At 45.5% G+C, this 21064-nt stretch carries 14 protein-coding genes; 7 read left to right on the forward strand and 7 right to left on the reverse strand.

Annotated elements, in window-relative coordinates:
- Positions 1-77 precede the first annotated feature (77 nt).
- From lhgO to R7E42_RS20680, 3 genes are all read right to left on the reverse strand, one after another.
- Entirely contained in the window at positions 78-1310 is a 1233-nt protein-coding gene (lhgO, locus tag R7E42_RS20670) for an L-2-hydroxyglutarate oxidase (RefSeq protein ID WP_258673672.1), read from the reverse strand.
- An 8-nt stretch (positions 1311-1318) separates the two neighbouring features.
- Complete coding sequence (locus R7E42_RS20675) at positions 1319-3442, reverse strand: TRAP transporter permease (RefSeq protein WP_318072964.1); 2124 nt, start codon at positions 3440-3442, stop codon at positions 1319-1321.
- A gap of 88 nt (positions 3443-3530) precedes the next feature.
- Positions 3531-4541 (reverse strand): TAXI family TRAP transporter solute-binding subunit, encoded by a 1011-nt coding sequence (locus R7E42_RS20680; RefSeq protein WP_017635521.1) that lies wholly within the window; start codon positions 4539-4541, stop codon positions 3531-3533.
- A gap of 836 nt (positions 4542-5377) precedes the next feature.
- Here R7E42_RS20680 and brnQ point away from each other — a divergent pair.
- Positions 5378-6688: a branched-chain amino acid transport system II carrier protein gene (gene brnQ / locus R7E42_RS20685; protein WP_053304665.1), complete on the forward strand. Its 1311-nt coding sequence runs from the start codon at positions 5378-5380 to the stop codon at positions 6686-6688.
- Positions 6689-6791: 103 nt separating this feature from the next.
- A complete protein-coding gene (locus R7E42_RS20690) occupies positions 6792-8000 on the forward strand; it encodes a GGDEF domain-containing protein (protein WP_053304666.1) in 1209 nt (402 codons plus the stop codon).
- Between the two features lie 43 nt (positions 8001-8043).
- Here R7E42_RS20690 and R7E42_RS20695 read toward each other — a convergent pair whose 3' ends face one another.
- Positions 8044-9393 (reverse strand): sigma-54-dependent transcriptional regulator, encoded by a 1350-nt coding sequence (locus R7E42_RS20695; protein WP_262652606.1) that lies wholly within the window; start codon positions 9391-9393, stop codon positions 8044-8046.
- A gap of 178 nt (positions 9394-9571) precedes the next feature.
- Between R7E42_RS20695 and R7E42_RS20700 the strand changes: the two genes are divergently transcribed.
- The 3 genes from R7E42_RS20700 (at position 9572) to R7E42_RS20710 (ending at position 14567) form a co-directional block, all read left to right on the forward strand.
- Entirely contained in the window at positions 9572-11644 is a 2073-nt protein-coding gene (locus R7E42_RS20700) for a sensor histidine kinase (RefSeq protein ID WP_262652605.1), read from the forward strand.
- Between the two features lie 212 nt (positions 11645-11856).
- Complete coding sequence (locus R7E42_RS20705; protein ID WP_262652603.1) at positions 11857-12984, forward strand: conjugal transfer protein TraF; 1128 nt, start codon at positions 11857-11859, stop codon at positions 12982-12984.
- 191 nt (positions 12985-13175) lie between these two features.
- Positions 13176-14567, forward strand: coding sequence for a glycoside hydrolase family 1 protein (locus tag R7E42_RS20710; RefSeq protein WP_137282872.1), 1392 nt, complete (start codon positions 13176-13178; stop codon positions 14565-14567).
- Between the two features lie 84 nt (positions 14568-14651).
- Here R7E42_RS20710 and R7E42_RS20715 read toward each other — a convergent pair whose 3' ends face one another.
- Positions 14652-16688: a PhoX family protein gene (locus R7E42_RS20715; RefSeq protein WP_005384183.1), complete on the reverse strand. Its 2037-nt coding sequence runs from the start codon at positions 16686-16688 to the stop codon at positions 14652-14654.
- A 266-nt stretch (positions 16689-16954) separates the two neighbouring features.
- Between R7E42_RS20715 and R7E42_RS20720 the strand changes: the two genes are divergently transcribed.
- The gene (locus R7E42_RS20720; protein ID WP_005374208.1) at positions 16955-17293 is read left to right on the forward strand and encodes a YggL family protein; all 339 of its coding nucleotides are present in this window, start codon (positions 16955-16957) and stop codon (positions 17291-17293) included.
- A gap of 1332 nt (positions 17294-18625) precedes the next feature.
- On the forward strand, positions 18626-19525 hold the full coding sequence (locus tag R7E42_RS20725; RefSeq protein ID WP_017635526.1) for a LysR family transcriptional regulator: 900 nt from the start codon (positions 18626-18628) through the stop codon (positions 19523-19525).
- Here the strand turns inward: R7E42_RS20725 and R7E42_RS20730 are convergent.
- Both R7E42_RS20730 and R7E42_RS20735 read right to left on the reverse strand, forming a co-directional pair.
- Positions 19493-19837, reverse strand: coding sequence for a DUF5329 domain-containing protein (locus R7E42_RS20730; RefSeq protein ID WP_262652602.1), 345 nt, complete (start codon positions 19835-19837; stop codon positions 19493-19495). The two genes, R7E42_RS20725 and R7E42_RS20730, sit on opposite strands and share 33 nt — an antisense overlap.
- 95 nt (positions 19838-19932) lie before the next feature.
- The gene (locus tag R7E42_RS20735) at positions 19933-20946 is read right to left on the reverse strand and encodes an MBL fold metallo-hydrolase (RefSeq protein WP_262652769.1); all 1014 of its coding nucleotides are present in this window, start codon (positions 20944-20946) and stop codon (positions 19933-19935) included.
- Positions 20947-21064 lie beyond the last annotated feature (118 nt).

The following is a 21064-nucleotide window of genomic DNA, read 5'->3' on the forward strand; positions in this document are numbered from 1 at the left end:
AACTTCCGGCACACCCGACACTAATTACTCAACAAATAGAGTCATCTCTGGTGTACTTTTGGTTTGGCTTTCTACTGTTAAACCGTCTCGGTTTTCGCCTCTATCTTCTCATTCACCTTATCGCAAATGTACTCCCCAATCGGCATTGCAGATGTCGCTGCGGGAGAGGGTGCGTTACAAACGTGCAGGCTTCTTGCGCTTTCGGCAAACAAGAAGTCATGAACCAAGGTTCCGTCGGATAACACCGCTTGCGCACGAATACCCGCTGGATATGGTTTGAGATCGTCTACCTTGATGCTTGGGCAGTATTTATTGACCAGCTTGAGATAGCCCGGCTTCCACCACGAGTTCTTAAACTCATCCAATCCGGCTTTTAGATGCTTTTGTGTCACCTTCCAGAAACCGGAGAAACTGAGCATTTGCATGGTATCTTGCAAGCTGAAGTTAACCTTGTCATACCCTTCTCGCTTCCAGCCTTGCACCGCGTTTGGACCAACGGTCACACTGCCATCAATCATGCGAGTCAGGTGGACACCTAAGAATGGCAAATCAGGGTCGGGAATTGGGTAAATAAGATGATTCACCACTTGGTCGTGTTTGCTATCTAAGCGGTAGTATTCACCACGATAAGGGATAATTTGGAAATCGGTTGGAATACCCATCATCTTAGTCATACGATCCGCCATCAAGCCGCTGCAAGTGACCAAGAATTTGGCATTGAGCTGCATGGTTTGCCCGTCTGAAATGCAGGTCAATTGAACTTCTTCGTCTTTCTCTTCGGCAGCCACCACTTTGGTTCTCAGGCTGATTTGACCTCCGAGCTTTTTGAACTCTTCCGCCATCTGCTCAGTGACCAAACGATAGTCCACAATACTGGTGGTTTTGACATAAATCGCGCCCAAGCCTGTGATGTTTGGTTCAGCCAGTTTGAGTTGAACTTCATCGAGTAGCTTTACGTCGATGCCGTTGACATGGCAGCGCTCATAGAGGGCATTCATGCGTTCGACTTCTTGCTCATTAGTCGCAACCAACAACTTGCCACAGTTCTCCACCGGAATATCGTGCTCAGCACAGAACGAAATGGTTCGCTCTACCCCACGCTTACAAAAGTCGGCTTTTAAACTGCCCGGAGCGTAGTACACCCCGGCATGAATCACGCCACTATTGTGTCCGGTTTGGTGCTTGGCAAAACCGGACTCTTTCTCAACCAATAAAATGGATTGGTCTGGATGACGTTGCTGCAGTTGCCATGCTGTCGACACACCAACGATACCGCCACCAACAATGATGTAGTCATAGACTGATTTCATACGACCTCTTATAAAACCGATAGTTGAGATTGTTGCAATTTGAACTTGCGACCACTGTAAATGAACACCGCGACAAATACCGCACAGCTTGCCACACGAACCAACATTGGGATGTCGTGCCAAACCAGCAATGTACCCACCACTACCAACAAGAGACGCGTCAGAATGTTTAGAGGACCTTCCAAGTAGCCTTCAATCGCACCAATCAATGCATAGGTACCGATGATGGCAAAGAAGCCTACGGTAATTACCGACGTCACATCCCAACTGACCAAGCCTGTATAGGCAATAAGTAGCGGTACAAGATACAAACCTTTGGCGATTTTCCACGCCATCAAACCAGTGCGCATCGGTGGTGTTTTGGCGATGGTTGCTGCTGCAAAAGCGGTCAAACACACTGGTGGTGTAACGTTACTGTCTTGCGATAACCAAAAGATGATGAGGTGAGCAGCCAGCAATGCCAAGCCTACCGCTTCCATACCCAAACTTTGCTCTAGTAGGGTTTCCATAAAGTCCGCAGGTACTAACGCCACCATTTCTTTCGCGGTTTCCAACGCCATTGGTGCATTAAGAAGTTCCAGCTTTTCTGGCGCCGCCAACATAAAGATGGCTTTTGCTTGTTCAGGCAATTGACCCGACACCATCAATTCAAGCAATTGGTTCTCTGCAATCAACTTGTAAAGCGCAGGGGCAGACAGTGTACCCAATACAATATACGCCGCTGTCACAGGTAAACCCATACCCAAAACAAGAGAAGCGAGTGCAATCAGAACGATCATGATGAACAAGTCACCATTCGCCCAACCATCGATCATCAATGAGAACGTGTTGCCGATACCCGTTGTACTGATCACGTTGATCACCAAACCAATACCCACCAGCAATACAGCGGTTGTCGCCATGTTTTTCGCGCCTTGCGAAAGTGCTTCGATGATCGCTTTTGGTCCCATCTTATGATCTTTCGAAAACCAAGACGCCACCACCACTGAAATGATCGACAAGCCCGCAGCGTAAGTTGGCGTAAAGCCTTGAACCAACAAAGTGACCAATACCGCCAGTGGGATAAGGTTGTGCCAACCGCTGATCAACACTTTCAGTAGAGATTCATCGCTGGTCGTGATTTTTTGAACGCCGCTGCGTTTGGCTTCGATACGCACAAAGAACGCCACAGACAAGAAATAGATAAGAGCAGGAATGAAAGAAACGGCAATAATATCAACATAAGGAATTTGCGTGTAAGACGCCATGATGAAAGCACCCGCTCCCATCACAGGTGGCATCAACTGACCACCTGTCGACGCTGCAGCCTCAACACCCGCCGCAAAGCGCGAAGGGAAACCTGCTTTTTGCATTAAAGGAATACTGATAACACCGGTGGAAACCGTATTTGCCACACTAGAGCCCGATACTGAGCCCATCAAACCGGAGCCAATCACCGCAATAAAACCGGGACCACCGATGATTTTGCCAGCCGCAGCACGTGCCACATTGATGATATAATCACCGACACCAGAGCGAACAAGAAACGCACCAAACAGAATGAACATAAATACAAAAGTCCAACTGATGCGCGAGATAGAACCAAACATGCCCTCAGAAGAATAGAAGCTGCGGTAGAGCAAGGTTTCCATGCTCAAACCCGGGAAATGGAAAATACCTGTCGCCCACTTACCCCAAAGCACAACGTAGCTTAAACACACCACAATCAGCACTGGAATAAACCAACCCATGGTGCGTCGGATCAGCTCAATCACGATCAAAATTGCCATGATGGCGAAGACCCAATCGCTGGTCACGAACTTCACACCGCGTTCATATAGCGCATCTTCGGCATAGGGAATGTAGAGCAAACACGCGACCGCGCCCATAGCAATCAACACATCGATGCTGAGTGCAATCTTACTCTGCTTGAGAGAGATATGAGCCGGATACCAAAGCACACAAATCACCGCAAAGCCAGCAAAGTGGGTCGCGGAAATCCATAACTCTGGTAACGTCGATAAGGTATTAAACCAAATGTGCAAAGCAGACAACACCACGCCAAACACAGTGATTGTAGTGGTTACCCACGGAAAATCAGTGCGCGTGGGCAGCTCAAACTTCTGCAATTCCTTTTCTATTGAGTCGCTCATCTCATACTCCAAGCTCTGGCGGCTTTTTCCATCTTAGAAATCGGTAGGGATAAAATGCCCCGAGCCGAAACTCGGGGCGAAGTTGGCGTTATTTCGCCATTAGGTCTGATGGGATTTCGATGCCCATTTCTTTGTAGTAACGCACCGCACCTGGGTGAAGAGGCACTGGCAAGCCAGCGATCGCTTTCTCAATCGCCATTGCTTTTGTTGCTTTGTGGATGCCTTGTAGGAAAGGCAGGTTCTCGTAGATCGCTTTGGTTAGCTGGTAAACGTCTTCTTCCGAGATATCTTCACGAACTGCCAAGAAGTTAGGCTGTGCAATGGTGGTGATCGGCTTATCTAGACCCGGGTACGTGTTCGCTGGGATCTCGTACTTCGTCCATAGGTTGTAATTGCCGTTCGCCTCTTTGATTTGTTCGTCAGTAAACGAAAGAATCGAAATGTCTTTACCCAACGCAGCAAAAGCTTGAGTGACCGCACCAACAGGTACACCCGCAGGCGTGTTCATGCCGTCAATGGTGCCGTTTTGAAGTGCGCTCGCACTGCCGCCGTAACCCATGTAAGCAAGATTGAATTTATCAGGGTCGACCTTCAGACCTTTCATGATTTGGCGACCAGAGTTCTCAGTACCTGAGTTCTTCTTACCGATAGAGAACTTCTTGCCATCTAGGTTGTTCAGATCAGTCACTGTGCCCGTTTTTGCTAGGTCAGAGCGAACAATAAAGTGCTCAACGTTTTGCCAAAGCATAGAGACTGAGCGCAGTTGTTCTTGGCGACCGCTCTTCTCATAAGGACCTTCACCAGACCAAGCCCACGCACCGTAAAGACCTTGTAGAATCGCGAACTGTGCTTCGTTTTCATTCAGCAGTTTAACGTTTTCACCAGAGCCCGCAGAGCTGATTGCAGAAAGGGAGAAGTGGTGCTTTGGTGCCAACTTCACTTTGCTTAACGTCGCCAACGCTACGCCCACAGGGTAGTAAGTACCACCTGTCGATGCCGTTGCAAGAATGTAGCTACGATCTTCTGCCGCAGCGTTAGCAGCAATACCAAAAGAAGTCACAGCGACAGCCAAAGCTTTTACCAGCTTATTCATTTTCATTATTACTCTCCGTGTAGTCGTTTCACGATTGGGGATTTACATCATGTTAAACCTTTATTAACAACACATTCCCTAGAGCAATTGAAATGCCAACTTTTAACCCTTTGTATTTATTGAACTAAGTACTGAAAGACATCAAAAATGAGCAAAATCATGCTGATTTGATAGCAAAGTAATGAGCAAGATCTTGCTCATTGAAGAGGAGAAGGTTGCACGCCTAGAACGCAAAAGGTTAATAAAATGTGATCAAGACAAAATAAATGCACGATTCACTAATAAGCAATATTTTGCCGATGCAATTTTGGATTGAATTGCAACTAATGAGCGTCTTAACAATAAGAAGAAAAAGCGCATCATTCTAAACTGCTCAATTTATCAGCTGAGGTTTATAGCCTAAACGACTACAAATAGCACAAAAATACAGCAAAGAAAGCCATGTTACAAAAATGAAAAGTCATTTATTCTAATTTTTAATTTAAAAAGCAGCTCGATCCACCAGTTAAGAAATAAACATTGACCGTATCAACTTATCTTCTACTTCGGGGTTGTGCCAATGGCCCTATGTTCGTTAGTGTAACAACACGCCAAGGCAAACGTATTCCTTGGTATTTTTTCGTCTTTAAGGATCACCCATGTCAGCAACTGCGCAATTACAATTCGCTTTAAAACGCCCATCTGGCGTTGCTGCTGCGATCCTCCTGCTCTCTCTGGAACTGATTCAGAGCTGACAGGCTATATCTAAACTTTCTGTCAGCTTGAGAAGAAGCTGACGGGAACACCACATACTCCTCCCATTCCTTTCAGTTTCTTCCAAGCGAAACATAAGAGGAATAACAATGTTAAGCGCACGCAATATCGCCGCTTTGGGCTTCATGACTTTCGCCATGTACTTAGGCGCGGGTAACCTGATCTTCCCTCCATTTTTGGGTTACCAAGCAGGTGAAAACTTTCTGAGCGGGATGTCTGGCTTCCTCTTAACGGGCGTCGGTCTGCCTGCAATGGCATTAGTGATGGTGGCTATCGTAAACGGTTCAGACAAACTAACCGCCGCCCTACCTAAACCTTTGGCAACCAGTTTTTGGGTGATGGTGTTTATCGTGATTGGCCCTGCGTTCGTAATCCCACGTGCGATTACCGTCGCTTACCAATTTAGCTTTGCACCAATGTTTGGTGATGCCGCTTTGGTGCCTTTCACTATTGCCTTCTGCGCTATCACCATTCTATTTGCCCTATATCCGGGTAAATTGGTCGACAACCTAGGCAAGATCTTAACGCCTGCATTAATGGCTATCTTAATCATCATGTCCGTGACTGCTTTGGTTTCTCCTGTAGGAGAGCTAACTGCCGCAACGGGACCATACGTATCTGGCGCATTTGCTGAAGGCTTGACCCAAGGCTACATGACGATGGATGCGCTAGGTTCTATCGGTTTTGGTTGGATTATCTTCCGCGCGATTCGCAGCATGGGTGTGGATTGTCCGAAAGCCACCGCAAAATACACGCTAATCGCAGCTTTGATGTACGCGGTTGCCATGGCGTTTGTTTACATCTCATTGGCTTACATTGGCTCAACAAGCTCATACTTGGGTTCTGAGTTCAGCAATGGTGGCGACATTTTAACGGCGTTCACCTTCAGCCACTTCGGCGCATTTGGCTCACTATTACTAGGTGCCGTGATGGTATTAGCGTGTTTGACTACTGCTATCGGCGTAACCACTGCAGGCAGTGAGTTCTACGACAACACTTTCAGCAAAGTGAACTACAAAGGCTGCGTTATCACGACCATGGTATTGGCTGGTTTGATCGCCAACGTAGGTCTAGAGCAACTATTGGCGATCACATTGCCAGCGGTTGTGGCGCTTCACCCAGTCGCGATTGCGTTGATGATCATGGCACCAGTGCGCAACAAGATGTCGCAAATCATGGTGGTCGCGACCGCATTCACTGCTCTAACGTTTGGTTGTGTTGATGCTCTGCACATCCTAGGTTACATGCCAAGTTCCACTGATGAGTGGATGGGTAATTACATGCCTCTGTACAATGACTTTGCTAGCTGGATTGTGCCTAGCGTATTTATGATGATTGTTGGTCTGCTGTTTACGACGAAAACCAACCAAACCGAACAATTCGAGCTGGTGAATGAATAGCCGTTTAACATAAGACATCGCTCAATAAGTGCGTTACTATGTAGCTCGCTTATTGATATCAGGCAAAGGAGTTGCCTGAATGAAAGATTGATATGGGTCGCCTATGGATAATCAGTATCTAGACATCAGAACACTGAACTTTATCGTTATTCTGTTCTCTTGCATTTACTCTATTAGTCTGCTTTGTTATCAATACACTCAGGGTAGAGTCAAAGGCTTAAAAACCTTCTCGATATCACTACTGTTTATTGGTTTAGGCCCTTTTTTACTTGGCTTTAGAGGCTCTGCGCCAGAATGGCTGACCATCGTCATAGCCAACACTCTCATATTAGTCGGCTTCTTGCTTACGCTATATAGCGTAAGCATTTTTCGTCAATACCCTTTAAAATTGGCTCACTGTCTCACCTTGTTAACACCTGTTTTCAGTGGTTCATTTTACTATTTCACCTTCCATGATCCTTCTATCAAAAGCCGTATTATTTATCTGAGCATGTATATTTGTATCGTCACCTTCTTTAGTGGTGTCGCCATGCTTAAAGGTACCCAAAAGGACTTAAAGCTCCCTGTTAAAGCAATGGCTTACTCTTTCTTTGGATTTAGTTTTTTTATGGGATTTAGGGCGCTTTGGAGTACTTTTTCAGGTGAGTTACCAAGTTTTATGGTCGCAGGCCTTATCCATCAGCTGACTTTCTTATTTAGCATCTGCCTGATCGTTGCTTTGAGCTTTAGTATGCTGTGGTTAATTAACGGACGCTTGGTGCAATCCATTAATGATCTCTCTCATTTAGATGCACTCACAGGGCTATATAATCGTCGAGCCATGGAAGAAATCGTTCCAAACTTGGTTAGTAAAGCACATAAAAAAAGCCAAGCAATCAGCATTATTATGACTGATGTCGACAAGTTCAAAGCGATTAATGATCACTATGGTCACACGGTTGGCGACTCCGTCATGGCAACGATCTCCACTATTTTTAAAAAGCATCTTCCTGAGTCCGCCTGCATTGTGCGATTTGGTGGTGACGAGTTCATGATTGTTTTGCTCGAAAAAGCACAGCAAGCCAAAATTTTCGCAGAGCAAATTCGCCTTGCGGTCGAAACTGAAACCGCTTTGCAATCATTTAAAACTGAAGTGACCATGAGCTTTGGTATCAGTCAGTTATCTGAGGGGCAATCACTTCAAGAGGCGCTTGCTGAAGCAGACGAAGCGCTATATAGCTCTAAACATACAGGAAGGAACCTCGTTACCTTGTTTGGAGAAGGTAAAGACCTAAATTATAAGTTTGTCCCAGCTCCTGCCAAAAGCGCATAACATGTTTGTTATTCCAATGATTTTACATTAGCTAGAAATCGTACTAAGTATAGTCGGAGCGATTCAAACCAAACTTCTGCATCTTTTGGTTAAGGGTTCGACGTGGTAAATCCAACTCCTGCATCACCTCATTGATGCGTCCATGATGCCTGACTAAAGAATCATGTAGCACCTTACGTTCAAAGTTATGTAGCTGAATCGCCAACGGCACGCCCGCATGCGTCTCTTCGGTTGTTGAGGATGGTCGACAGGAGAGAATTTCCATTACGGAGACGGTTTCATCCAATGCAAAACGCATCGCTACATTCCTAAGCTCACGTACGTTACCGGGCCAAGAGTAAGCAAGAATGGCCTTTCTATCGGCTTCACTCAGCGGACGACTCTCAGGATTACTTTTCAGAGCAAAGTGTTCGAACAAGATCAACGCATCTTCTTCTCGCTCACGTAGTGGTGGCAAATAGATCTGTGCCACATTAAGACGATAGTACAAATCCTGACGAAACTCGTCATGATCATTGAGATCTTCTTTCGCGGCGGCGATCACTCTTAAATCAACCGAGATCTGTTGGTTGCCCCCAACGCGCTCAACCGTATGTTCCTGTAATGAACGCAACACTTTCACCTGCATCGACAGCGGCATACTCTCGATTTCATCAAAGAATAAGGTGCCTTTATCCGCGTATTCCAATTTACCAATGCGCTTTTTACCCGCTCCAGTAAATGCCCCTGCTTCATGCCCAAACAGCTCACTTTCAAACAAGTTCTCAGGAATAGCACCACAGTTAATTGGCACAAAATGATGGGTTCTACGTTGGCTTTCATTGTGCAAACTGGTCGCTACCAGCTCTTTACCACAACCTGTCTCACCGTAAATGATCACGTTGGTATCAATGCGTGCTAACTTGGCTACTTGTTCTCTAAGCTGTTGCATCACTCGGCTTCGCCCAATCAACACCTCTTCTAAGCCGCTAACGCTAGATAGGTACTCTTGGCGATCTTGAGTAGACGTTTGTGCGCGATAACTCTCGACCGCTTCGGTCACTCGTTGGGATAAACGCTCTGGCTGAAAAGGTTTCTCGATAAAATCGAATGCACCTTTTTGTAATGCGCCTACCGCCATATCGACGTCACCATGTCCGGTGATCAAGATAACTGGCGTTGGAATGTGATTGGCAATCAGGCTTTCTAGTATCGACAAACCATCGGTGTCTGGCAGGCGAACGTCACTGACAATCGCATCAAATTCTTGGCTCAGAATGGCCGCTTTGCCCTCTTCGCCTAAACTGAATGCGGTCACATCGAACCCCGCCAGTTGCAGCCATTGGCTGGTAGCCTGACGAACAATGTCATCGTCTTCGATAAGTGCAATTTTAGGGATGTCGTCAAAAGCCATGAGTTACTGCCTGCTTTATGGGGTGGGAAAGAAATCGATCTTTATTAACGGTAGCAAAAACCACTGAGGAGAAAAGGAGCTAGATCTCACTTCTTGCTTACAAGTCTTTAACATCCAACCAGTTAGGCGCACTCTTTAATGACTGTTGGTGAGAACGCACTAGCTGAATGGAGTCGGTATGCAGCGCAAAAGGAATGGCAAAACATGGCTTGTGGTCGCAATTGCGGCAGTGCTGATGTTGTCTTGCTATAGCGCCAGCAGAGAGGTTGCCCGTCAGTGGTTGAGTGTACAAACTCAAACCGAAGCTCAACAAAAGCTACTCGACTATATTGGTGAAGTTCGCCGTGCACTCAAACGCTTCTACCACTTACCTTACCTCGTAACCAATAACCCAGAAACCATCGCGTTTGTGAAAGGGAATCTGACTTATTACGAGCCATTGCAAACCCAACTGACTCAGCTAGATAAAGCCGCCAATACCGAAGGTTGGCTAATCCTGTCAAACTCTGGCGAAGTATTGGTCTCAAGTTTGATCGAAGAGCGCTTTAGCCTGTCTGACCGAAAAGCCATTGTGGAACAAATTCACAATCAAGGCGGTGGTGTTTCCTTGGTGAACAAAACCAAAGGTTCGAGTCCGTTGTATTACCTTGCAGCCCCTATCTACGACGGTCTGGATATCGCAGGCATTGTGGTGGTGCAGATCAACCTCAGCTTGTTGACCGAACAGACCATTACTAGCCAAGACATCATTACGTTGCAAAATCGCCAGCAACGCTTTTTCCTATCAAGCAGCTCGCTTTATAACGCAGACTGGTTTAACGAACCGAGCAACACCGTTCAGTTAGAAACGCAGCGCTTATACGACAACACTAATATCAGTGTGTGGACGCTCAATCAGCAACGCTATTTTGCGCACACCGTTAAATTGGATGATTTGAATTGGTACGTCAGCTACCTCACCCCTTCTAAGCCGATTCAACAAACCATCAACGTGATTGGTTGGAGCGTAGCGGCGCTGCTCTTGTTGGTTGTATTACTCGTCATCATTGGTCTACAACGTCGACAAAAGCACATCAATCAACAACGAATTCAAGCCCTGTTGGAAGAGTCCCAACGCCGCTTGAAACAGATGATCAATAAGACCCACGTTGGTTTACTATTGATTGATGAACAAGGGCAACTGTTCGATCTCAACCCAATGGCGAAGCGTTTGTTCTGTTTACCAGAGAGCGTCAATCGACACGCTTTTGCTTGGGAATTATTCGACGCAGGCAACCCCAATTCCACCACACTTAAGTTGCTCAAGGACTTGCCTAAGCATAAAGAGCTCGCAGAGATCAGCACGGTCGAAACCATTGCCAGACGCAGCGATGGAAGCGTCTTCCCTGTCCTGTTCTCGCTAACCAGTTTCCCTTGGCATGGCGAGCAGTATTTCCTTGCAACGATCATCGACATCAGCAAGCGGAAAAAAGCCGAACAGTCACTGCAACAGGTCAACCAAGAACTGGCACAACGGGTTGAAGAGCGAACTCAAGCGCTAAAAGAAGCGCAAAGCCAGTTAATTGAATCGAGCAAAATGGCCGCCTTGGGGCGCATGTCGAGCGCTATTACTCATGAGCTCAATCAGCCACTGACAGGCTTGCGTACCCTGCTCACCACGAACGAACTGCTGGCGGAACGCGGCGAAGCCGAGATGATGAAAGCCAACAATGTTTTGGTGCAAAAGCTGATTGATCGTATGGCAAGCATGACCAGTCAGCTAAAGACGTTCGCCTACAACAAACCAGAAAGCTTACAGGCAATTTCTCTCACCTCTGCACTCGAAGAGACCTTACGCGTTTATCAAACCCAATTAGACAAAGTGGATGTGCGTGTTCGAGTTCCTCATGACTTACCTAACATCATGGGCGAAGAACAACGACTGCTTCAGGTGCTCGGTAATCTTGTCTCGAATGCGCTAGACGCAATGAGCAACGCCACCAACCCGCAGCTCAGCTTGATCGTCAACCCAACCGGCAATCAGGTCGAACTGATCGTCAGTGATAATGGCTGCGGCGTGTCGAATGAGATGCTTGAATCCATGTTCGAACCCTTCCAAACCTCAAAGAAAATTGGTGAAGGATTGGGGCTGGGTTTAGCGATTACGGCCAACAATATGCGTGATATGCAAGGGAAAGTCAGCGCACAGCTCAACACTACTGAAGGAATGTCCTTCATCTTAGTATTTAAACTCGCTCCTCACCGAAGCTGACCTAACTTCTCCCATCTCTCAATCCTTTTCTCTCAATAAGAGAGCAATATAAAACCTGTTCAACTTTATAAAGCGAGTTGCCTAACCTACGCTTAACTTGATGAATCGCCACATACCATTCATCAGAACAATTTTTGGTGGTTGACACCAGTTTTAGCTCCCACCGTCTAATTTAATGATAAGTAATTATTTAAAATAAGAATGGATGCGTTATGAGAAAAATAACTTTAGCTGCAGCAGGAGCGCTTTTTATATTATCACCTCACGCTTTTTCTGCACCTTACGCTGCCGACGCTCGAAGTCATGGTATGGGAAATACAGGCGTCGTTTCTGCTGACTATTTGACCGCGCCCCTACATAACCCAGCCTTGGGGGCCCTCTATCGAGAAAATGATGATATCGGTCTGCTCATTCCGGCTGTCGGGGTCAATATCCACGACGAGGATGAAGCGTTGTCAGCCGTAGATGACGCCCAAGACCTTTATGATAGTATTCAGGGCATTCCTACTCCAGCGAACGAGGCCGAGCTTAATCGCCTCCTCGATCAGTTGGATAAGAGCGTCCCAGTTGTCATTAACGGAGGGCTAAGCCTCGCAATTGCTATTCCGACGCGCTACATGTCTGTAAACCTGTTTAGCACTGGTTATGTGGAGATACTTGCTGCACCCGATATCTCAGATTCAACAAACACCGCAGATCGATACCTCAATTCTGCCGTTAACCTAGCTGCTTTCGGTAATGTGGAATATGGTATTGCTCTATCTCGTGCTTACACTATAGGCGAACAACAATTCGCATTTGGTATTACACCAAAATACCAACAACTTAAAACCTACACACAACGTACAACACTAGACGACTTTGATATCGAGGATTACGACAAAAGTGAAGTATCAAAGAATACTTTCAATATGGATCTTGGGGTCGCTTGGTATCACAACGCATTTAGAGCAGGCCTTTCATTAAAAGACGTCTTCGAGCAAGATATTGAAACAAAACTGGGCAACTATACCTACGAACTCACACCACAAGCGACAGTTGGCATCGGTTATGTCGGGAACTATGTAGCTCTGAGCTTAGACGCCGATCTCACCAAACAAAAGCGCTTTAAAGAGCTCGACGATGACACTCAGTTTATTCGTGTAGGTATCGAGGGGAATGCTTGGGGGTGGGCACAACTTCGCGCTGGTTATGAAATTGACCTAGAAAATAATCTCGATAACTCAGTGACAGGTGGCATTGGCATCAGTCCTTTTGATGTGATCAGTTTAGACCTCGCTGGCTCTTACGCTGGCGATAACCAGTTTGGCGCGGCGGCGAATTTAGCATTTACGTTTTGAATATGAATGCCAATCTAAATTCACTTAGGTTGGCATTGTTAACAACCATCCTATATATCAATGTTTATCATTACTGACGTTTGGTGATGAACTGATAAAAATACGATCTCGATACAAGTATCGAGGTGTCTCCTACACTATTCTCAAGCAATAAATCCAAAAACATTTCCTAAATATAAAGAGTGAGAAACATGATTAAGTTTCCTGAACATTTTCTTTGGGGTGGTGCCATTGCTGCAAACCAAGTAGAAGGGGCGTACAACCTTGGGGGTAAAGGGTTATCGACATCAGACATGCTGCCAAACGGTATTTTGAGTCCGCATCAAACCCGTGAAGAACGTACACCGGGTATCAAAGACGTGGCGATCGACTTCTATAATCGCTACCCAGAAGACATCGCGCTGTTCAAAGAGATGGGCTTTAACTGTCTGCGTCTCTCTTTGGCATGGAGCCGCATCTTCCCTAACGGGGACGAACTAGAACCTAACGAAGAAGGTTTGGCGTTCTACGATAAAATTTTTGACGAACTTGCCGAGCATAACATCCAACCTTTCGTAACTTTATCTCACTACGAAATGCCTTACGCACTGGTTGAAAACTATGGCGGTTGGGGCGATCGTCGCGTCATCGAATTCTTCGAACGTTATGCCCGCACCGTGCTGGAACGCTACAAAAACAAAGTGAAGCTGTGGTTAACGTTCAACGAAATCAACATGTCTCTACACGCACCATTTACTGGTGTTGGTTTGCAAGAAGACGCCAGTGAACAAGAGATTTACCAAGCGATTCACCACCAGCTAGTCGCAAACGCAAAAGCGGTAAAACTGTGTCAGCAAATCGTACCAAACGGCAAGATTGGTAACATGCTGCTTGGCGCAATCAACTACCCATACACCTGTAATCCTGATGACGTGCTGGCAGCAATGCATGAAAACAACAAGTGGTTGTTCTTCGGTGATGTGCAAACACGTGGTCAGTACCCTGGCTACATGAAGCGTTACTTCCGTGAAAACGGCATCGAAATTCAGATGGAAGCAGGCGACTTAGAAGAAATTGCATCGGCAAGTGTCGATTTCATCTCATTCAGCTACTACGCAAGTGGCTGTGCAAGTGCGGATCCGAAACAGAAGGAAGTGGGTAACATTGTCGATAGCGTACCAAACCCATACCTTGAAAAGAGCCAGTGGGGTTGGTTGATCGATCCAAAAGGCCTGCGCATTCTGCTGAACTTCCTTCACGATCGCTACCAAAAACCACTGTTTGTCGTAGAAAACGGCTTAGGTGCACGTGATGAAATCGATGAAAACGGTGAGATTCAAGATGATTACCGCATCGCTTACTTGAACGACCATCTTGTTCAAGCACACGAAGCGATTCTGGATGGCGTTGAGCTGATGGGCTTTACCAGCTGGGGGCCAATCGATTTGGTCGCAAACTCAACCGCTGAGATGAGCAAACGTTACGGCTTTATCTATGTCGATCGTCATGATGATGGGCAAGGAACGCTAGAACGTAAACGCAAGAAAAGCTTTTTCTGGTATCAAGACGTGATTCGTACTTCAGGCGGTTCATTGAAAAGCTAAGCCTGTTGTCTAGGTATAAAGTGCAACTAGGCATTCGCCCAAACCATCAAGCCCTGCAATTGCAGGGCTTGAATTTTAAGGTGTTTAAACTGCAATCTCTCCACCGTCTTCACGGCGAATAACCACTGTCGCCGCTCGTGGGCGCACAGAAACACCAGCAGGCGTTTCTTCGGCTGCATCTTCACTGTATGGCCAGTTGCCTGGGTGCTGAATATTCACAAACAATGATTTGTAATCAGGGCTGATGGTAAAGCCTGTTACTTCACAACCATTTGGTCCGACAAAGAAGCGTTTCAATTCAGCTTGATTATCCGCACCAATCACAGCTTGATCACCATTCTCATCTGTTAGCTTAGATGGAACAACAGCCAACATTTGATCATTGGTGTAAGACGTGACTTCATCTGCGCCGTTATCAGTCTGAATCCACAAAATACCACGGCCATCAAACGCTAATCCGTCTGGGCTCGCAAACTGGTTTAGCTCATTCAAGCCAGAACGGTTGGTATCTGCATCACCATTTGCTGGCGAACCGAAGACAAAGATATCCCAAGTAAAGTCAGTTGCTGAAGCACCTTCATCCCAACGAATAACATGACCAAACTTGTTATTCAAACGTGGATTCGCAGGGTTGGTTTCATCTGTACGGCGCGTATTGTTCGTCAATGTTAAATATACTGAACCCGTGAATGGATCAACCGTACACCACTCAGGTCGATCCATTGGTGTTGCCCCAACTAAATCCGCCGCGCCAGCAGTATTGATGATAATTTCAGCCAGTGAGTTAAAGTGATCCGCTAACGTACCACCAGCGGTTGTTACGCTATCAAGCGTTAATGGTAACCAAGTACCTGTGCTGTCTTCATTGAAGCGCGCCACATACAGTGTGCCTTCGTCCATGTACTTGTCACCCATCGCCAAGCGGTTATCAGGGTTAGCATCTGCTGGATCCCACGCTGCCGCAGATTCAAATTTGTATAGGTATTCAAAGCGAGAATCGTGACCAGAATAAAATACCACTGGTTTGCCTTCTTCAAGCTTACCGAAAGTACAGCCCTCGTGACGGAAACGACCTAGCGCAGTACGTTTCTTCGCACGTGAGTTTTGCGTGTAAGGGTCAATCTCGACAATGTAACCGTGACCATTGGCTTCATTGCGGTAATCATCCATCGCACTTGCTCCTGTTGGAGCCACATTAAAGCGAGAGAACTCATCAAGACGCTCTTCTGCATTTCCTGCTAATGTCTCCCACAAGTAGCGTGTACTTTGATCATCGACACCAATGCGATCTTGCTCTTCTGTACGAGTCCCGGCATTAACAAAGTAACCTGGCCAGTTCTCTTCACACGTTAAGTACGTGCCCCACGGCGTGTAGCCATTGCCACAGTTGTTTAACGTACCACGCGCTTGGCTGCCATCTGGCGAGAAACGAGTGACAGTTAAAGATGTGTGGGCCACCGGGCCAGACAAATCCATGACTGTCGCACCAGTATAACGACGGTTTAGTGGATCGGTATCAACCAACTTCCACATGTTGTCTTCCAGTTGAATGCGAACCACTGACACACCGTGCGCGTTAATCTCTTTACGCACTTCATCTACAATGGTACGTACGCCATTTTCAACCGTAGGACCGTTTGGATGCAGTGCTGATGTGTCGATGTACTCGTGGTTAATACATAGCAAGCCATCTGTAGTGCTATCGTTCAATGGGAAAAAATGCATGCCGTCATGGTGCATGCCTAGCGCATTTAACTGATCGGTACTGGTGTTGGTACCATCATTTTGCCATGCGCTGCCTTGTGCATTAAGTGGTGTTCCCCAAGGTACTAGTACTTGTGCGGTGTAGCCTTGTGGAATTGAAACTGCGTCAGTGAGTGAGCCAGGGATAGATTCAAAGTTAAGAACGGCTTTAGATGCGCCCGAACCACTGCTTACTGTACTCCCTGAGTCAGACGAGTTACAACCAGCCAATCCGAAAGCACCAAACGCTGTCATCGCACTGATACCTAAACCACCTTTCAGAATGCTGCGTCGAGATAGGCTCGCTTCTAATACTTCTTCAAATGGTTTGTTTTCACTTTGGTTATAACGCGTCGCGTCAAAGGTTTCCTTGCTCATTTTTACTTTCCCGATCTTATAGTTTAATTAATAAATAAGTGATTAGTTGAACGGCAAGAAGTTTGGATAAGAAAAATGACAAAAGTGCTTAAAACATATGAAACTTGTGTTTCAACAATACTGCAAACCAACCAACACAGCTAACGAAGCAATTAAATTCTGGTCACATAATCACCAACTGTATCGCTTCATTCTGATTTTACTTGGGCTAAAGTGTGATAGAAGGTATAAGGTGTACGAAATCAAATCATCTACGAGAGATAATCATGAAATTAGACAAGATCGATAACAAGAGCCGTCGTATCCGTAAAAAGCTGTTCTTAGGTGAGTTCGCAATCCTAGGTTTCGAGATCAGCTGTGAAACAGACATTAACGACTTCGACCGTTACGATGCATTCGTTGATGACTTTATCGACTACATTGACGAGCTTGGTCTTTGCTTCGGTGGCGGTGGTCTAGAACTGTTTGAAGGCTTCCTATGTTCTACTGACCGTTACGGCAGTGCGACTGAAGAACAGAAAGCGCAAGTTATCAAATGGTTAGAAGCACGCCCAGAAGTGAAAAGCGCGCAAGCGGGCGAACTAGTTGACGCCAACTACCTGTAACTAAAGGGCAACCTGTAATACGCAGAGCTCAATAAATGGTAGAGAAAGCTGGTCTTAAGACTGGCTTTTTTATTTTTTGAAGAATGTGATAGTAAATTAGGGTGCTTGGGAAGTTGCGCGGAGTGATTGTGGCGTTTTTGAGCTGGCAATCAACGGGAAACCGCGTTCCACAGCCAGCTCGTGCCTTTAGGTATAATTAACTATGATTTTTTAGCTGGTGCGTCTTTCGTGTCTTTCCAGTATTGAATACGCACACGATGTAGCTGAGCTCTTCTAGTCTTTTTCATAGTAAAGTCCCTCATCTTATATAAGTAACGCTCCTCATGGAGCTTATTGTCTAAGGTCGTATCCCCTTCAATCTATAAGGGAATCAATCATTTAACCGTGACCAATTTCACAACATAATGATAATTACCGATTTCTTGCAGCCTGTTTTTACTGGCAAACGGCATATTATCTATCTGACACAGTTAACTTACTCACCAGATATGACAGAAAAATGGCAATCAAGTTCCCTACTTATACTGTCATTGAATCTTAATAAGGATTAACAAGGTGGGCATTTCAGATTTACCATACTGTTTATAAAAACCGCAAGAATTTTTATTTCTTTTCAAACAAATCTCTACTCAAGATCAATTCACTTTCATCTTTATCGTCTCCCTTTTAACGCATTGTGATCCAGTTCAATCCACAGAACTCGGAACAAAAAGCGCACATTAATACATTCACCACCAAACTTGTGCGAGATCTCTTACAAGAGTTGTAAGCAAATAGATTAATCACCTCTAAGAGCAATGCCAGAAAAAAACATTAAATATATGATTTAAAAGTAATATTTAAATTCACTTAAAATAATCAGTAAAAATAATTTAGAAAAGTTAATTGAGTCAAATCAGCAAAACATCAATACTCAATTTGTCGACAGGATGTTGGCGGGAACAGGAAAAAAGCCTAAAGGATTGGGTATCTTCAGGATGAAGATTTGATAACTTAGGATGAGTTGTCAGCAAGGATGTAGTTAAGCTCTAGGATAGAGTTCGCCCGTCAGGATGATAGGCAAGAATGGACACCGCTAGGAAGGCGATGAACAAGGAACTCGGTTAAAGGACTTAGCCACAATCAAGGATAGATGCAGGGAGCACCTATTAGTAGCTGGATTGCTGCGAAAAAGAATAAGCCCCGTCTGGGAAACCAGGCGGGGTTTTATTTTGTCTGTAATGTATTGATAACGATTCATCTTTTATCGTTTAAGTCTTCTCTGTTTTCATAAAACACCGTGCTATCATTTTCTTTACGTCTCCCAACAAAGCTCTCAGAAAATCACACACTATGCTTAATCCTGTTTGGTTACATACATTTAAGACATTGATTGAAGTCGGTCATTTTACGCAAACGGCAGAAAAACTTTTTATGACTCAGCCTGGCGTCAGCCAACACATCAAAAAATTAGAGCAAAGCTGTCAGCATGCCTTGATCAAGCGCGAAAACAAAAGCTTCGAATTAACCGAGCAAGGCAGGATTGTCTACGCATATGCGCTCGAGTTAGAAGATAGAGAGAAGAAGCTGCTCGAAGAGCTCAGTTTTGATGATGCGTTTTCAGGCCACTGTAAACTGGCTTGTTCTGGTGCAATGGCGTTAATGTTGTATGGGCCCATTTTGGAGAAGCAAAAACAGCACCCGAGCTTATCGTTACATTTAGAAGCCGCGCCAAATCAATCTATTCTCAACGCCATAACGCAAGGGCACATCGATATTGGTATCGTGACTGATGTTCCCAACAAAGGTCTGTTTCACAGTGAGCGAATTGGTAAAGAGAGGTTGTGCTTGGTTCTGCCAAAGCATTATCAAAATAAGCAGATAACGCCACAACTCTTGCATGACTGTGGTGTCATTAGCCACCCTGATGCCGAGCATTACATGACGCTGTTTTTTGACCAATGTGAAGAACCACAGCTCCAAGAAATTAAGATGAGCGATTTACCATTATCCGGCTACGTAAATCAATTGAGCCAAATTTTGCTGCCTGTCAGCAAAGGACTTGGCTTCACCGTGCTGCCTCAAAGTGCGGTCGACAATTTTCCACTAAAAGACACGTTATACATTGCTCAACTGAAAAACACTGTATGTGAAGAGCTATTTCTGGTTCGTAAGCGCAGTCGTGCTCTACCTCTGCGCTATCAGACCATCAAAGAAGTGTTATTGGATGTGATCGGTGGTGCGCATCAATGATGTTAGCCACTCTTCGCTGGTAATGCGTTCCTCTTGGCAATCCACCCAATATGGTTTGCCAGATAACCAACTTTTCGACGCAACTTCTTTTATAAACACATCCACGGAATCAACGTCATCTTTGGCGTAATCCCATTTATTGCGCATGTGTTCTGCTGCTTCTTGATTAGTGTACGACTTGCTGTTGTGGATAAAGGTGCAAGAGGATTGCTCAACTCGTGTTATCAACGTCGAGATATCTTGCTCTACTCCTGCTAGTGCAAAGGTAGGCAGAATGCTTAATGTAAGTAACAACGTCCACTTTGCTTTCATCGCACCTTTATCCTTATCCCTGACCACGTAACTACTAATAGTAACTACTGATAAGTGACTTAACTATTCTGGTGTTTGGCTGTTTAGCTCAGCAATTATTGCCACCATGCCTTAGCAGGCTGAGGCTCCGCAATCGCCAAGCGTTGACCAATCTCAGGGCTCACCAACGTAACACCGCGCTCTTCACTGATGTCTAACGCACGTTGCATTGGCTCATTCCAATCGTGCATTGATAAATCAAACGTGCTGTTATGGATCGGCATCATCACTTTGCCCTGCACATCGATGTGTGCTTGAACGCTTTGCTCTGGGAACATGTGAATGTCTGACCAGAGTTCATTGTACGCACCTGTTTCAATCATGGTGAAGTCAAACGGACCGTACTTTTCGCCAATCTCTTTAAAGCCATTGAAGTAACCAGAGTCACCACTGAAGAACACTTTGTGTTGTTGTGCAGTGATAACCCAACTGCCCCACAGCGTCGTATCGCGGTCTGTCAAACCTCGACCAGAGAAATGCTGAGTCGGAGTTAGTGTATATTCAATGCCGTCAACAGAGTGTGACTCCCACCAGTCTAGTTCGATCACTTTCTCTTTGGGTACACCCCAATTCACCAGTAATTGGCCAACTTTTAACGGCACCAAGAAAGTGCCCACCTTATCGCCTAGCACTTTAATAGAAGCTTTATCTAGGTGATCGTAATGGTCATGACTGATCACCACCACATCGATAGTTGGCAAATCTTCTATCGTGATGGGGGTTTGGTGAAAGCGTTTTGGCCCTGCCCATTGTACAGGAGACGCGCGATCACTGAATACAGGGTCGGTCATTACCAGTTTTCCATCGAGCTTCATTAATACGCTTGAATGACCCAGACGATAGATGACGTCATCTTGCTCTTCTAACAGTTGCCGCGCTGTGATCGCATGCACTGGAATTTCAATCGTTGGTGTTGGGTTAAAGCGCTCAGTCGTAAAATACGCTTTCATGATTTCGAACATGTCGCCCAAACCGCTTTTGTATTCCAACTCTGTATTTGCAAATTTGTCCGGGTATGTTGGCGCTTTTTCAGTATCAACATTAGAACAAGAAATCATGGATGTACCCATCGCGAACGCTCCTACTGTGGCTAGCAAAGTTTTTTTCATAAAAAGTTAACCCGAACAAAAGTAAACTACACGGTGCAGTTTACATTCTAATTATCAAAAGTAAACTACTTAGTGTAAA

The organism is Vibrio sp. Vb1337, assembly GCF_033338715.1.
GTDB lineage: Bacteria > Pseudomonadota > Gammaproteobacteria > Enterobacterales > Vibrionaceae > Vibrio > Vibrio alginolyticus.

Coding starts and splice junctions, on each gene's coding strand:
- lhgO (WP_258673672.1), bottom strand. CDS start 1,310: ATGAAATCAGTCTATGACTACATCATTGTTGGTGGCGGTATCGTTGGT.
- R7E42_RS20675 (WP_318072964.1), bottom strand. CDS start 3,442: ATGAGCGACTCAATAGAAAAGGAATTGCAGAAGTTTGAGCTGCCCACG.
- R7E42_RS20680 (WP_017635521.1), bottom strand. CDS start 4,541: ATGAAAATGAATAAGCTGGTAAAAGCTTTGGCTGTCGCTGTGACTTCT.
- brnQ (WP_053304665.1), top strand. CDS start 5,378: ATGTTAAGCGCACGCAATATCGCCGCTTTGGGCTTCATGACTTTCGCC.
- R7E42_RS20690 (WP_053304666.1), top strand. CDS start 6,792: ATGGATAATCAGTATCTAGACATCAGAACACTGAACTTTATCGTTATT.
- R7E42_RS20695 (WP_262652606.1), bottom strand. CDS start 9,393: ATGGCTTTTGACGACATCCCTAAAATTGCACTTATCGAAGACGATGAC.
- R7E42_RS20700 (WP_262652605.1), top strand. CDS start 9,572: ATGCAGCGCAAAAGGAATGGCAAAACATGGCTTGTGGTCGCAATTGCG.
- R7E42_RS20705 (WP_262652603.1), top strand. CDS start 11,857: ATGAGAAAAATAACTTTAGCTGCAGCAGGAGCGCTTTTTATATTATCA.
- R7E42_RS20710 (WP_137282872.1), top strand. CDS start 13,176: ATGATTAAGTTTCCTGAACATTTTCTTTGGGGTGGTGCCATTGCTGCA.
- R7E42_RS20715 (WP_005384183.1), bottom strand. CDS start 16,688: ATGAGCAAGGAAACCTTTGACGCGACGCGTTATAACCAAAGTGAAAAC.
- R7E42_RS20720 (WP_005374208.1), top strand. CDS start 16,955: ATGAAATTAGACAAGATCGATAACAAGAGCCGTCGTATCCGTAAAAAG.
- R7E42_RS20725 (WP_017635526.1), top strand. CDS start 18,626: ATGCTTAATCCTGTTTGGTTACATACATTTAAGACATTGATTGAAGTC.
- R7E42_RS20730 (WP_262652602.1), bottom strand. CDS start 19,837: ATGAAAGCAAAGTGGACGTTGTTACTTACATTAAGCATTCTGCCTACC.
- R7E42_RS20735 (WP_262652769.1), bottom strand. CDS start 20,946: ATGGGTACATCCATGATTTCTTGTTCTAATGTTGATACTGAAAAAGCG.